Below are 13528 nucleotides of genomic sequence, written 5' to 3'. Positions count from 1 at the left end.
CCGCCGCCGGCAACCGCCGAGCCGTCCGGCCGCCGTGATCCAACCGATATGTATTTGTCGGCCGGCAACGATACCGTGCCGCCGCTGTCGCATTCTGCGACACGCCCCGCTCACGCGGCCGGTCTACTCGTGGAATCGGGTCCGGCGCTCGCGCAGGACCCGATCGAGCGCCGCCCGGCCCGCCGGACCCCAGGCCGGCTTGCCGCCGCGCAGCCCGCGGTCCCCGTTCTGGCCCATCAGCATCAGGAAGAGGCTCTTCACGACGGCCAGCCCGCGGGCGCGCCGGACCGTCGCCTCGTCGGCCTCCGCGTACGCGGCGAAGAAGCGTGCGGCCGCGCCCGCCGGCAGCAGGACCCAGGCGGCCGCCAGGTCCGACGCCGGGTCGCCGGCGAACAGTTCGCCGAAGTCGACCACGCCCGCCAGCGTCCCGTCCGCGACGACGACGTTCGCGGGATGCAGGTCGCCGTGCACCCACACCGGCGGACCCTCCCACGCGGGGGCCGCGACGGCGTCGTCCCAGACGGCCCGGACGCCGGCGGCGCCGGAGCCGATCGCGTCGGCGTCGACGGCGTGGAGGAATCGCTCGAAGCGGTCTTCAGGTAGGCCACGAATACACGAACGCCTCGCCCGGGCCGACGGGCCCGGGCGAGGCGGAGTGTTGCGTGCGTGCGGGTCAGACCGCCGGTACGGTGACCGCCAGGACGTCCCAGTTCGCCGCGGCGACGCTGACGATGGCGCGGCCCGGCACGCTGACCACGGTCGGGTTCACCAGCATGGTGGTCGTGCCGATCCCGGCCATGCCGAACATGTTGCAGCCCCAGACCAGCATCGATCCGTCGGCCCGCACCGCGTACGTGACCGGCGAGTTGTCGTTCTCGACGTCGACGATCTTCGGCTCACCGGCCGGCCGGACCAGCTCCGTCGGCACCGCCACGCCGCCCGGCACGCCGAGCGGGGTGAGCTGGTACTGCGTGTTGTCCCCCCACAGGTACAGCCGGCCGTCCCCGGTCAGCGCGGACACCGCCGACAAGCCGACCGAGATGTCCACCACGTCGCTGCCCGGGCCGAGATCGGTGACCTGCACCGGCACGTACGCCGAGGTCGTCGAGTTCAGCGGGCCGTACGGCCGGCCGAGCGCACGCGCCTCGCCGCCGCAGGAGAGCACCGCACCGTCGGCGCGCCGGAACAGGGCCACCCCGCCGGCGACCGCGATCTGCCGGATGTCGCTGAGCCCCGCCACCGGCGTCGCGAACGGCGTCGTGCCCGCCAGCGCGCCGTCGCACTTCACCGCGCCCCAGGCGGTGACGGTGCCGTCGGCCATCAGCGCGTACGTCGCCTCGACGCCCGACTCGACGTCCACCGCGCCGGTCAGCGGGGTGCCGGGCGCGGTCAGCACCCGCTCCGGATACGCCCGGACGCTGGCCGTCGAGCCGTCGCCGAGCTGCCGGTTCACGTTCGAGCCCCAGGCGACCACCGTGCCGTCGGCCAGCACCGCCGCGATGGCGCTTTCCATGTGTACCGCGACGTCGACGACATCCGTGAGCGTGCCCACGCCGCCGATGCCGAGCACCGGCGCCGCGGGGCGCGTGCTCGCGATCGTGGAACCGTTGCCGAGGGCGGAGTTGAGGTTGTACCCCCAGGACAGCAACCGCCCGTCGGCCAGCCGGGCGTAGCCCGCTCGGCCGCCGCTCTGCAGCTGCACGACGTCGCCCGGCAGGGCCGTCCGCTGTGGACTGTTGTACTGCGCCGCCCCCGTGCCGGCACCGGCCTGGCCGAAGGTGTTGGCGCCCCAGCCGTACGCGATGCCCGGCTCGGAGCCGCCGGCCGCGTAGCTCGGCGCCGCGCCGAAGGCCAGCGACGAACCGACCGCGACGACGGTACCGGCGACGCCGATCAGCGCCTTGGACCTCATCATGTTCCCCACATCCTGTCCGGAAAAGATTGATCATTGGCGATTGCGTCTGACAGGAAGCAGGTTGCGGGCCGCCTCTTGGAGCTGACTTGTCCCGCACCCAAGGCCGACTTGGAACACAGCGTCGCCTCGGCGACACTCCGCAGGTCCGGCGGCGGTCCAAAGTGGATCGTGGTGAGCGCCGGGCTCCTGCGACGCGCTACGGCGCCGCGACCGGCAAAGCCTGTGGTCGCGGCGCCGGATGCGCGAGGATCAGAAGTCGTCGTCGAAGGAAACGGTGCCGGTGACGCCGACCTGGTAGGCCGAGACGCGGCGCTCGAAGAAGTTCGACAGCTCCTGCACGTCCTGCAGTTCCATGAAGGCGAAGGGGTTGCGGCTGCCGTACAGCGGCTCGATCCCCAGCAGCGCGAGCCGCCGGTCGGCGACGTGCTGCAGGTACTCGCGCATGTCCGCCAGTGACATGCCCGAGACGCCCTGCCCGAGCAGGTCCGCGGCGAACTGGACCTCGCACTCGACGGCCTCGGCGAGCATGTCGCGCACCTGCGCCGCCATCGTGTCGTCGAACAGGTCCGGCTCCTCCGAGCGGACGGTCTGCACCACGTCGAAGGCGAACGCCATGTGCATGGACTCGTCGCGGAACACCCAGTTGGTGCCCGAGGCGAGGCCGTGCAGCAGGCCGCGGGAGCGCAGGTAGTACACGTAGGCGAAGGCGCCGTAGAAGAACAGGCCCTCGATGCACGCCGCGAAGCAGATCAGGTTGAGCAGGAACGCCCGGCGGTCGTCGCGGGTCTTGAGCTCCCGCAGCTCGCCGAGGGAGTCGATCCAGCGGAAGCAGAACTCGGCCTTGCGGGCGATCGACGGGATGTTCTCCACCGCCGCGAACGCCGCGAACCGCTCGGCCTCGTCGGGCACGTAGGTGTCGAGCAGGTTCAGGTAGAACTGGACGTGCACGGCCTCCTCGAAGAGTTGCCGGGACAGGTACAGCCTTCCCTCGGGCGAGTTCACGTGCTGGTACAGGTTCAGGACGAGATTGTTGGCGACGATCGTGTCACCGGTGGCGAAGAAGGCGACCAGACGCGAGACCAGGTGCCGCTCGGCCGGGGTGAGCCTGGCCAGGTCGGGCAGGTCGCTGTGCAGGTCCACCTCCTCGACGGTCCACGTGTTCTTGATGGCGTCCTTGTACCGGTCGAAGAAGTGCGGGTACCGCATGGGCCGCAGCGTCAGGCTCATGCCGGGGTCGAGGAGGCTCACTGGCACGCCTCGCACGACTCGGGGTTCTCCAGCGAGCACGCGACCGCCTCGGCGGCGGGCGCGATGATCGACACCGTCGCCTGCTGGATTCGGGTGGCCGGCCGGGATCGCAGGTAGTACGTCGTCTTCAGGCCGGACTTCCACGCGTGCAGGTACATCGAGGAGAGCTTCCCGATCGTGGGCGCGCTCATGAACAGGTTCAGCGACTGCGACTGGTCGATGAAGGGCGCCCGCGCCGCGGCGAGATCGATGAGCGAGCGCTGCGGCAGCTCCCACGCCGTGCGGTACAGCTCCCGCACGTCCGCCGGCAGCTCCCCGAGGTCCTGCACGGAGCCCTCGGCCCGCTTGATCCGCTCCCGGATCGGCGCCGTCCACAGCCCGCGGGCCTTGAGTTCCCGGACCAGGTAGGAGTTGATCTGCAGGAACTCCCCCGACATCGTCTCGCGCTTGAACAGGTTGGACACCTGCGGCTCGATGCACTCGTAGCAGCCCGCGATCGAGGCGATGGTCGCGGTCGGCGCGATCGCGATGAGCAGCGAGTTGCGCAGGCCGTGTTCGGCGATCTGTGTGCGCAACGCCGTCCAGCGCTCGCCGTCCGTGCTAACGCCCCACAGGTCCGGGTGCAGCACGCCGGACGCCGCGCGGGTCTCGGCGTACGCCGGGTGCGAGCCGAACCGCGCGGCCAGTTCCGCGGACGTCTCCAGCGCGGTGAGGAAGATTTCTTCCTGCACCCTTGTGGACAACTCGCGCGCGGCCGCGGAGTCGAACGGTAGCTTCAGCGCGAAGAAGGCGTCCTGCAGGCCCATCAGGCCGAGACCGACCGGCCGCCACCGCGGGTTCGACGCGCCCGCCTGCTGCGAGGGGTAGTAGTTGATGTCGATGACGCGATCGAGGAACACCACGGCGGTGCGGACCGTCTCCCGCAGCCGCTCCCAGTCGACGCCGGCGGCGCTCACGTGCGCGCCGAGGTTGATCGAGCCGAGGTTGCACACGGCGGTCTCGCCGTCGCTGTTGACCTCGACGATCTCGGTGCACAGGTTGGACAGGTGGATGGTGTTACCCGGCGCCCCCGTCTGATTCGACAGCGCGTTGGAGCGGTCCTTGAACGTCATCCAGCCGTTGCCGGTCTGCGCGAGGGTGCGCATCATCTTCCCGTAGAGCTCGCGGGCCTTCACCGTGCGCACGGCGCGCTTCTCCGCGGCCCGGTAGGCCTCGTCGAAGTCGGCGCCGAACAGGTCCGGCAGCTCCGGCGCGTCGGACGGGTCGACCAGCGACCAGTCGGCGTCGGCCTCGACCCGGCGCATGAACTCGTCCGGCAGCCAGTTGGCCAGGTTGAGGTTGTGCGTGCGGCGGGCCTCCTCTCCGGTGTTGTCCCGAAGCTCGAGGAACTCCTCGATGTCCGGGTGCCACGGCTCCAGATACACGCACGCCGCGCCCTTGCGCCGCCCGCCCTGGTTCACGGCGGCCACACCCGCGTCCAGCGTCTTCAGGAAGGGCACGATCCCGTTGGATTTCCCGTTGGTACCGCGAATCAGCGCGCCCCGCCCGCGCACGCGCGACCAGGAGATGCCGATGCCGCCGGAGAACTTCGACAGCTTGGCGACCTGGTGATACCGCTCGTAGATCGAGTCGAGCTCGTCCTTCGGCGAGTCCACGAGGAAGCACGAGGACATCTGGGTGTGCCGGGTGCCGGAGTTGAACAGCGTCGGCGAGGACGGCAGGTAGGCCAGGCAGGACATGAGCCGGTAGAAGCCGATCGCCTCGCCCGGTGTCTGCGAGAGTCCGCAGGCGACGCGGAGCAGCCAGTACTGGGGCGTCTCAACGACGAGGCGGGTCTCGGGGTGGCGCAGGAGGTAGCGGTCGGCGACGGTGCGCAGGCCGAAGTACTCGAAGCGCAGGTCCCCGCCGAGGTCGACGGCATCGTCGAGCTTGCGGGCGTTCGCGGCGACGAACGCGGCCGTCTCGTCGCCGATCAGGCCGAGCTGGTGGCCGTAGCGGATCGACTGGCTGAAGCTCGCGACCGCCTGCCCGCGGACCTCCTTGTCCACGAACGCCGCGAGGAGCCGGGCGGCGAGCCTGGAGTACTGCGGCTCCTCGCCGATCAGCTCGGCCGCGGTCTGGATCGACAGCCTGTCCAGCTCGGCCGTCGTGGCCCCGTCGTAGAGCCCGCTGATCGTCTTCGTGGCGACCCGCAGCGGGTCGATCTCGTCGAGGTCGGCGACCCACCGCTCGACCGCCTTGACGATCTTGTTGACGTCGACCGGTTCCAGATCACCGTTGCGCTTGCGGACCTGCATCGCGTGCCGCCGCTGCTCCGGCGCCGCCGCCTGGCCCGCTGCGGCCGCGTCCTGCGTGACCGTCATGAGTCCCCCTCGTCACCCGTGGCTGGCGCGCAGGGGGACGACGCCACAGGGAGACGGCGCACGCCGTCACCCGCGTTGGCGTCGGCCGTCCCACGCGGCCTCCGACCACCGCACGCCCGGTTTGGCGCACGGTGCGCTGGCAGGTCTTCGGACTCGCGGGCGCGGCCTCTCAGCCATCTACCGGCCGTCGCTTCCCAGACCTTGGCGGCCCAGTGCTTCGTTGACGGCTTTCGTTCCCACTCACCGCTGCGGGGCAGTCCCGGGTTCACACCGGGTTCCCTGTTGCCACGGCCATCCCGCAGGGGCGGCCGAACCAGCTGCGAGCAACACCATATATGGGAGGCATCGAGAAAGCGAACCACCATATGGTGTGTCGGCGTGTCGCGCGGGTCGCATCACCGTGCGTCACTGCCGGCCGGCGGTCACGTGGCCGCGGTGTCCACCATGCGGCGGGCCCGGGCCGCTCGCTCCGGCGCCGGGAGCACGCCGCAGGTGGCGCAGAAGCTGCCGTCGCCGGTCTTGTACATCAGGCAGCAGGTGCGCCGATGGTGTACCTGCCAGCGGCTGCCACCGGCCGGCAGGTCCGCCACCACGCACAGGTCCCGGGTGCGCGGATGCCGGTCGAGCAGCGCGACGGTGTCGGTCACGAAGCGGGCCGGGTCGTCCTGCGTCCAGGAGATGCTGCGCATCGCGGTGGCGATACCGCTGGCGACGTTGCCCCACAGGGTTCGGCGGCCCACGCGGGTGATGCGGTGCCACGCGTCGATCGCCGGGGCGAAGTTCTCGTCCAGCATGCGCTCGACGAGCCAGTCCGTCGTCGTGTCGTCGCGGGGCCGGTCGCCGGCCGCATCACCGGCGAACGCGGCGTTGTCGAGCCGGCCGCCGTCGATGTGGATCCAGGTGCCGGCGGCCGCCGCGTCGACGATGCGGTCCTCGAGGAAGCAGCGGGCGAGGACGGGGCCGGTGACCTGGTTGACGTACTGGCAGAACAGCAGCGACGCGGCCGCGACGAGATGGCCGGTGTCCCGGGCGCGGGCGTGGTCCGCGACCAGCTCGTGCAGCATCGGGCCGGTCAGGACCGTCGCATGGTGCCAGCCGGGTCCCTCGGGCACCCCGCGGGGTGCGGTGAACCGGGCACCGAGTTGCGGCCTGCTCATGCCGGGCCGTACTTCAGGGTCGGGGTGTCGGCGACCAGATCGCGGCTGTGCGGGTGGACCGGGTTCGCGAGCAGGTCGGCGGTGGCGGCCTCCTCGACGATCCGGCCGTGGTGCAGCACGATGACGCGGGTGCACAGCGCGGCGACGGCGACGAGGTCGTGGGAGATGAACAGGTAGCCCAGCCCCTCGGTGCGGTGCAGTTCGGCGAGCAGGTCGCGGATCTGTGCCTGCACCGGCAGGTCGAGTGCGGACAGCGGCTCGTCGAGCACCAGCAGCTTCGGCCGGGGTACCAGGGCGCGGGCGATGCAGACCCGTTGGCACTGGCCGGTGCTCAGCTCGTGCGGGTACCGGTGCCGGAGTGCGGGATCGAGCCCGACCCGCTCGAACAGCTCGGCCGCGGTCCGGCCGCCGGGGAAGTTGCGGGCGGGTTCGCCGACGCTGCGCCCGGCCGTCCACCGTGGATTGAGGGCGGCCCGCGGGTCCTGCTGGACGAGCTGGATGTCGCGGCGCCAGCGGCGCTCCCGGCCGGTGTGCCACAGCGAGCGGCGGATCGGCAGGTCGTTCCAGCGCAGGGTGCCGGTCGTCGGCCGGACCTGTCCCACGACGCACTGACCGACGGTGGTCTTGCCCGCGCCGGAGGCGCCGACGAGGGCGACGGTCTCCCCCGCCGCGACCGTGAACGTGATGCCGGCCAGCACCTGCCGCCGGCCGTACACTTTGGACAGTCCGTCAACGCGCAGCATCGACGAGCCTCCGGGTGTACGGGTCCGCGGGTGCGGCGAAGACGTCCGCGGCGCTGCCCTGTTCGACCAGCCGCCCCTCGCGCAGGACGGCGACCCGGTCCGCGACCTGCGACACCAGCCGCAGGTCGTGGGAGATGAACAGCATGCCGATGCCGAGGGTGCGGCGCAGCTCGGCGAGCTCGGTCAGGATGCGGGCCTGGGTGCTCACGTCGAGGGCGGTGGTCGGCTCGTCGCAGATCAGCAGCCGGGGCCGGTTGATGACGGCGATGGCGATGCAGACCCGTTGCCGCATGCCGCCGGAGAGCTGGTGCGGGTACGCCCGCAGCAGCTCCGGGTCGAGCTGGACCCGCTCGAGGGTTTCGGCCGCGCGCCGCCTGGCCTCGGCCCGGGAGACGCGATGGTGGGCGCGGACGGTCTCGGTGAGCTGGGTGCCGATGGTCAGGACCGGGTTGAGGGCCGTGAGCGGGTCCTGCGTGATCAGGCTGACGTGCCGGCCGCGCACGCGGCGCCAGTCGGCGTCGGTCCAGCCGCCGGTGTCCGCGCCGAAGAGGGTCAGGCCGCCGGACACCGCCAGTGGCGGGCGGAGCAGGCCGAGCAGGGCTCCGGCGAGCGTCGACTTGCCGGAGCCGCTCTCACCGACGAGGCCGAGGCACTCTCCCGCGCGCAGTTCGATGGTGACGCCGTCGAGGATGCGGGTCTCGCCGGCGTCGACCGTGAGCTCGCCGAGGCGGGCCAGGACCGGCTCGTCCAGCGCGAGGACCGGCCGGGTGGTCCGGCGGCCGCGGGGGGCCGGCAGCCGCGGGCGGCGGGGTTCGAGGGCGTCGCGGACGGCGTCGCCGAGGTAGGTGACGGCGATGACGACGGCGACGATCGCCAGGCCCGGCGCGAGGAACATCCACGGCGCGTCCTCCACGAAGCCGCGCGCCTCGTTGAGCATGGCTCCCCACTCCGGGTCCGGCGGCCGCACGCCCAGGCCCAGGAACGACAGGCCGGCGATGGCGATGACGACCTCGCCGACGTCGACCATCGCGAGGATCAGGACCGGCCCGGCGAGCCCGCCCAGCACGTGCGTGCCGACGATCCTCCAGTGCGGGGTGCCGGCGATCCGGGCCGCGGCGACGTACGGCTCGTCGCGCAGTTGCAGCGCGTAGCCGCGAACGACACGGGCGTAGCCCGGCCACGACACGACGGTGACGGCGAGCACCAGCCCGGCGAGGCCGGCGTCGAGCAGCGCGGCGACCGCGATCGCCAGGATGAGCCGCGGGAACGCCAGCAGCACGTCGACGATCCGGGTGACGACCAGGTCGAGCCAGCCGCCGAGATAGCCGGCCGCCGCGCCGACGAGCGTGCCGGCGACCACGGTGACGGCGACGGTGACCGCCGCGGTCGCCAGGGAGGCCCGTCCGCCGAACAGCACGCGGGCGAGCAGGTCACGGCCGTAGTTGTCGGTACCGAACGGGTGGGCCGCGGAAGGCGGCAGCGACGCGTCGAGGTAGTCGACGGCGGTCGGGTCGGCGCCGGTCAGCCACGGCGCGGCGGCGACCGCCGCGACCACCACGGCGAGGACGAGCAGCAGCAGACCGGCCGGCCGGTCCTGACGCGGGACGGCCAGGAGGCGGTGCAGGGTCCTCACGCGGCCCCCTCGACGCGCACGCGCGGGTCGATCAGCCGGTAGCCCAGGTCGACGACGAGGTTGACCAGCACGTAGGCGAGGGCCATGGCGAGCGTGAACGCCTGGATGACCGGGTAGTCCCGGCCGGTGATGGAGTCCACGACGTACCGGCCGATCCCCGGCCAGGAGAAGACGGTCTCCACGACGACGGCCCCGCCGAGCAGCCCGGACACGATGAGCCCGGCGTTGGTGAACACCGGCAGCAGTGCGTTGCGCAGGGCGTGGCGGAGCACGATGAGCCGCCACGGCAGGCCCTTGGCCTCGGCCGCGGCCACGTACGGCTGGGACAGGGCGTCGAGCAGGCCGGCCCGCAGCAGCCGGGAGACCGCGGCGGCGAGGCCGAGGCCGAGGGTCACGGCCGGCAGGACCAGGTGCGCCGGGGTGCCCCGGCCGTAGGTCGGCAGCCAGCCGAGCGCGACGGAGAACGCGTACATGAGCAGCAGCCCGAGCAGGAAGCCGGGGACCGACACGCCCAGCAGCGTCAGCAGGCGGGCGACGCGATCGGCGGCGCGGCCGTGCCACACGGCACCGGCGATTCCGGCCGGTACCGCCACCACGACCATGACCACCAGGGCCGCTGCGGCGAGCTCGAGCGTCGCGGGCAGCCGCATCGCCAGCTCGTCCGTGACCGGTGCGCCGCTGCGCAGCGACGTCCCGAGGTTGCCGGACAGGACGTCGCCGAGCCAGTCCGCGTACTGCACCGGGTACGGCCGGTCGAGGCCGAGGTCCTGGCGCAACGTGGCCAGGTCCTCCTCGAGCCGGCTGATGTCGGCGCCGGGCTCCACCATGGACAGCAGGATGGCGTGGCTCGGGTCGCCGGGGATCAGCCGGACCATCGTGAACAGCACGATCGAGATGCCGAGCAGGACGGGCACCGTCGCGGCGAGCCGCACGGCGAGATAGCGCAGCATCGCGCCGGCTACCGGGCCAGCCACATGCCGGGCAGGATGCGCCGCGACAGGTTCGGGTCGACGCCGCGGACCCGCGGGGTGTAGGCCGCGCCCCACTGCGTCGAGGCGTACAGGTACACCAGCGCGACGTCGTCGAGCAGAATCCGCTGCGCCTGCTGGGCCAGGTCGGCCTGCTTCGCCGGGTCGAACTCGGTGCCCAGCTGGTCGATGAGGGCGTCGACCCGCGGGTTGCTGTAGCCGCCGTAGTTGGATACGACGCCGGTGCGGTAGAACGCGCGCAGCTGCCCGGCGATGTCCCCGGTGGCCGAGCCGCACGAGCAGTAGGTGGCGATCTCGAAGTTGCCGTCGAGCATCATCTGGTTCGAGGCGGTCGTCTCCACGGGAGCCAGCTCGGTGGAGATGCCGGCCTTCTTCCACTGGCTCTGCAGCGCGATCGCCAGCGGCTGGAACACCGTGTATGTCAAGATCTTGAAGTGCAGGCGGGTGCCGTTCTTCGCCCGTACCCCGTCGGGGCCGGGCAGCCAGCCGGCGGCGTCGAGCAGCCCGGCCGCCTTGGTCACGTCGGTCGCGGTTGCGGTGCCGATCGCGTACGGCAGTCCGGCCGGGAAGTGCCCGGTGGCCGCCTTGGCGTAGCCGTGGTTGAGCCCGTCGACCAGTTCCTTGCGGTCCGCGGCCAGGTCGAGCGCCTGCCGGACCGCCTTGTCCCGCAGCGCGGGGACCTTCTTCGTGTTCAGCCAGATGTTCCTGGTGGTGGGCGCCGGGGAGTACACGGTGAACTTCGTGCCGGACTTCTCGTACTGCAGGCGCTGGTCGATCTCGACGTTGAACTCCGCGTCGGCGTCGCCGGAGCGCAGCGCGAGCATCCGCGCCTGCGCGTCGGTGCCCAGCCGCGCCTCGATCCGCTTGAGCTTGACGCCGCCCTCGGGCTTGTCCCAGTAGTCGGGGTTCGCCTCGGCGATCAGCGTCTCGCCGGGCACGAACCGGACCGGCTTCATGAACCCGGTCAGATCGGGGTTGCGGTTGAAGTCGTCGCCGCGGCGGTCGGCCTCGGCGGCGTTGTGGATGCCGTACGTCGTGAGCCGGAACGCCAGCCCCGGGTCCGGGGTCTTCGTGGTGACCCGCAGCGTCGTGGCGTCGACGGCGGCGAACTCCATCGCGCCGAGGATCGACTTGGCGCGGGTGTTCTTCGCCTTGTGCCGCTCCAGCGACGCCCGCACCGCGGCGGCGTCCACCGGCGCCCCGCTCCAGAACTTCACGCCGCTGCGGAGGGTGAACTCCCAGGTCGTCGGGGTGACGGACTTCCAGGCGGTGGCCAGGCCGGGCCGCAGCGTCGCGTCGTCGTTCTGCACGACGAGGGACTCGGCGAGGCCGTTCTCGAGGATCCGCTGCGCGTCGATGTGGATCGGGTCGAGCGAGCGCGGCATGTTCACGGTCAGGAACTGCAGCGTCTGCTCGGCCGCCGGCTCGCCGGACGTCGCCGCCGGAGCACTCGCGCCGCAACCGGACAGGAACAGGGAGATGGCGACGGCAAGTGCCGCCGCACGGGAAAAGGACCGCATGCGGGAGTTCCGCCTTCCAGCACCTCGTGGACGGTGGTGTACACGTACGTGCCGTGGCCGGTCTCCTGGCTGACGGGAGGCGCGTTCCCGGCCGGCCTTCCCAGGCATCGCTGCCCAGTGACCCCACGAGGGTGAAGGCCGGGAACTCCCGATCACAGTGGCGAGGGCCGCGCCGGCATCACACCGGCTTCCCGATCACCACGGCCCCGGCAGCCTAAGGCGGTCGTCGCGGTCCCGACAAGGAAGATCCAGCATGAAACTGCCCACAGCGCGCCGGCCGCCCTCGCCGTTGCCGGAACGGTCCCGTGCAACGAACGCCGGGGGTGGCTTCGTGAACGGGGTGTGCAGGTGACGTTCGAGGAATTCCTCGCCGCCCGGTTGCCCGCCCTCACGCGGTACGCCACGGCGCTCGCCGGTGATCCCGACGCCGGCGCCGACGTGCTGCAGGACGTGCTCGTGAAGGCGCAGCCCCGGTGGTCGAAGATCGCTGAACTGGAGTCCCCGGAGGCGTACGTCCGGCGGATGGTCATCAACGAGCTGACCTCGGCTCGAAGACAGCTCGCGGCGCGGCTGCGCCGGGAGCGCGTGCACCAAGCCGCCGAGCCGGCCGCGGCCGACGGCCATGACGAGCGGATCGCGCAGCGGGACGCGCTGGTCCGGCTCATCCGCGACCTTCCCGCGCGCCAGCGGATCGTGATCGTGCTGCGGTACCTCGAGGACATGGCCGACGCCGACATCGCCGTGCTCATGGGCTGCTCGATCGTCACCGTCCGCACCCAGGCCATGCGTGGCCTGGCCACCCTGCGCGCAGTACTGCCCCAACCCAGCCTTGAGGAGCAACGATGAGCTACGAGGACGACGCGATCCGCGGCGCGATCGCCACCATCGCCGACCGGGCCCACGCACCGCAGCGCATCACGGCGGCGCTCGACGCGCGGACGCGGGTCATGCGCCAGCGCCGCCTGGTGCTGCGCGCCGCCGGGGCCGCGGTGGCGGTGGCGGCGGTCGGAGGCGGCCTGGAGGTGTACCGCTCGGTGGCCGGGCCCGGGCGGCCCGGGGAGCCCGGCTCCCCGAAGGCCCCCGGCGGCTTCCCGAAGGTCGCGGGCGGCCCGGGCGGCGGCTGGCTGGAGGCCACGGCGACCTGGCGCCCCGGGTTCCTGCCCGACGGCTACGGCCAGGTGATGGCCTCGGTCCTGGTGTCCGGCGGCGCCGCGGCCGCCACGAGCCGCGGCTGGGCCCCCGCGCCGGGCACCGGCACCACGGGCGCGACCGTGACCCTGATCATCGGCGACGACGGCCCGCCCCGTCACACCGGGGGAACCGTGTCGATCAACGGCGTCGAGGCCGAGGTGCTGGACCGCATCGAGGGCGCGTCCGGCGTGACGTGGGTGCCGGCGGGCGGTCAGCGGCTGACGGTGATCGTGACCGGCTCGGACCGCACGGTGGAGCGCGACATGGCGGTCGCGGTGGCCGAGTCCCTGCGCCCGGACTCGACGAAGATCGCGGTGGGCCCGCGGCTCGGCTTCCTGCCGGACCCGTTCACGTCGGGGTCGTGGTGGTACACGGCGCGCGCCGACGGGACCGCCTGGTCCATCGACCTGGCGGTGAACGGCCCGAGCAGTTCGCTGACGCTCGAGTTCGGGCCGGCGGTCCAGCGCTCGTTCGACCCGGCGGGCGCGCAACCGGTGCGGGTGCGCAACGCCGACGGCCTGCTGAGCAAGAGCGGGGACCAGCTGTTCGTGCCGCAGGACGGCTACAACCTGTTGATCACGGCCCCGCAGTCCGGGCTGGAGCTGCCGAGGATCGCCGAGGGCCTCGAGGTCGGCCCGGTGCCGGACGTCAGCTGGTACGGCTCCCGCTGATCGGCGCCCGTTCGGCTCGCGCTCCAGATAGCGGCGCGCGGAGGCCAGGAACAGCGGGATGTTCTTCATCGGGTCGTAGCGGGCGGCGAGGGTGACGA

General features: G+C 72.2%; 11 protein-coding genes and 2 riboswitches. Of the genes, 2 read left to right on the top strand and 9 right to left on the bottom strand.

Going from position 1 to position 13528, the window contains the following annotated elements:
* Positions 1-123: 123 nt before the first annotated feature.
* The 9 genes from ABT369_RS48865 to ABT369_RS48825 form a co-directional block, all read right to left on the bottom strand.
* On the bottom strand, positions 124-612 hold the full coding sequence (locus ABT369_RS48865; protein WP_502891926.1) for a phosphotransferase: 489 nt from the start codon (positions 610-612) through the stop codon (positions 124-126).
* A gap of 61 nt (positions 613-673) precedes the next feature.
* The gene (locus ABT369_RS48860; protein ID WP_350623912.1) at positions 674-1915 is read right to left on the bottom strand and encodes an RCC1 domain-containing protein; all 1242 of its coding nucleotides are present in this window, start codon (positions 1913-1915) and stop codon (positions 674-676) included.
* Between the two features lie 249 nt (positions 1916-2164).
* Positions 2165-3142 carry a ribonucleotide-diphosphate reductase subunit beta gene (locus ABT369_RS48855; RefSeq protein ID WP_350624046.1) on the bottom strand — a complete coding sequence of 326 codons (978 nt, stop codon included), beginning with the start codon at positions 3140-3142 and terminating at the stop codon, positions 2165-2167.
* Positions 3143-3159: 17 nt separating this feature from the next.
* Positions 3160-5526: a ribonucleoside-diphosphate reductase subunit alpha gene (locus tag ABT369_RS48850; RefSeq protein WP_350623910.1), complete on the bottom strand. Its 2367-nt coding sequence runs from the start codon at positions 5524-5526 to the stop codon at positions 3160-3162.
* Positions 5527-5647: 121 nt separating this feature from the next.
* A riboswitch (cobalamin riboswitch) is annotated at positions 5648-5859 on the bottom strand.
* Between the two features lie 89 nt (positions 5860-5948).
* Complete coding sequence (locus ABT369_RS48845; protein ID WP_350623908.1) at positions 5949-6683, bottom strand: IucA/IucC family C-terminal-domain containing protein; 735 nt, start codon at positions 6681-6683, stop codon at positions 5949-5951.
* Positions 6680-7426, bottom strand: a complete 747-nt coding sequence (locus ABT369_RS48840) for an ABC transporter ATP-binding protein (RefSeq protein ID WP_350623906.1) — start codon at positions 7424-7426, stop codon at positions 6680-6682. The genes ABT369_RS48845 and ABT369_RS48840 overlap by 4 nt, the downstream gene beginning before the upstream one ends.
* Positions 7413-9059, bottom strand: coding sequence for a dipeptide/oligopeptide/nickel ABC transporter permease/ATP-binding protein (locus tag ABT369_RS48835; protein WP_350623904.1), 1647 nt, complete (start codon positions 9057-9059; stop codon positions 7413-7415). The genes ABT369_RS48840 and ABT369_RS48835 overlap by 14 nt, the downstream gene beginning before the upstream one ends.
* The gene (gene nikB / locus ABT369_RS48830; protein ID WP_350623902.1) at positions 9056-10033 is read right to left on the bottom strand and encodes a nickel ABC transporter permease; all 978 of its coding nucleotides are present in this window, start codon (positions 10031-10033) and stop codon (positions 9056-9058) included. Before nikB ends, ABT369_RS48835 begins: the two co-directional genes overlap by 4 nt.
* On the bottom strand, positions 10018-11568 hold the full coding sequence (locus ABT369_RS48825) for an ABC transporter substrate-binding protein (protein ID WP_350623900.1): 1551 nt from the start codon (positions 11566-11568) through the stop codon (positions 10018-10020). The genes nikB and ABT369_RS48825 overlap by 16 nt, the downstream gene beginning before the upstream one ends.
* A 38-nt stretch (positions 11569-11606) precedes the next feature.
* A riboswitch (cobalamin riboswitch) is annotated at positions 11607-11786 on the bottom strand.
* Between the two features lie 130 nt (positions 11787-11916).
* Between ABT369_RS48825 and ABT369_RS48820 the strand changes: the two genes are divergently transcribed.
* Both ABT369_RS48820 and ABT369_RS48815 read left to right on the top strand, forming a co-directional pair.
* On the top strand, positions 11917-12414 hold the full coding sequence (locus ABT369_RS48820; protein ID WP_350623898.1) for a SigE family RNA polymerase sigma factor: 498 nt from the start codon (positions 11917-11919) through the stop codon (positions 12412-12414).
* Positions 12411-13430, top strand: coding sequence for a hypothetical protein (locus ABT369_RS48815; protein ID WP_350623896.1), 1020 nt, complete (start codon positions 12411-12413; stop codon positions 13428-13430). Before ABT369_RS48820 ends, ABT369_RS48815 begins: the two co-directional genes overlap by 4 nt.
* Positions 13431-13528 lie beyond the last annotated feature (98 nt).

Source organism: Dactylosporangium sp. NPDC000244 (assembly GCF_040300725.1).
In the GTDB taxonomy this organism is placed as follows: Bacteria; Actinomycetota; Actinomycetes; order Mycobacteriales; family Micromonosporaceae; genus Dactylosporangium.
Note: the sequence above shows the minus strand (reverse complement) of the source record. Positions and strands in the feature narration are given on the sequence as shown.

What these genes read in the sequence shown, in the direction of transcription:
- ABT369_RS48860 (WP_350623912.1), bottom strand. Translation starts at nt 1,915, where the DNA reads ATGATGAGGTCCAAGGCGCTGATCGGCGTCGCCGGTACCGTCGTCGCG.
- ABT369_RS48855 (WP_350624046.1), bottom strand. Translation starts at nt 3,142, where the DNA reads ATGAGCCTGACGCTGCGGCCCATGCGGTACCCGCACTTCTTCGACCGG.
- ABT369_RS48850 (WP_350623910.1), bottom strand. Translation starts at nt 5,526, where the DNA reads ATGACGGTCACGCAGGACGCGGCCGCAGCGGGCCAGGCGGCGGCGCCG.
- ABT369_RS48845 (WP_350623908.1), bottom strand. Translation starts at nt 6,683, where the DNA reads ATGAGCAGGCCGCAACTCGGTGCCCGGTTCACCGCACCCCGCGGGGTG.
- ABT369_RS48840 (WP_350623906.1), bottom strand. Translation starts at nt 7,426, where the DNA reads ATGCTGCGCGTTGACGGACTGTCCAAAGTGTACGGCCGGCGGCAGGTG.
- ABT369_RS48825 (WP_350623900.1), bottom strand. Translation starts at nt 11,568, where the DNA reads ATGCGGTCCTTTTCCCGTGCGGCGGCACTTGCCGTCGCCATCTCCCTG.
- ABT369_RS48815 (WP_350623896.1), top strand. Translation starts at nt 12,411, where the DNA reads ATGAGCTACGAGGACGACGCGATCCGCGGCGCGATCGCCACCATCGCC.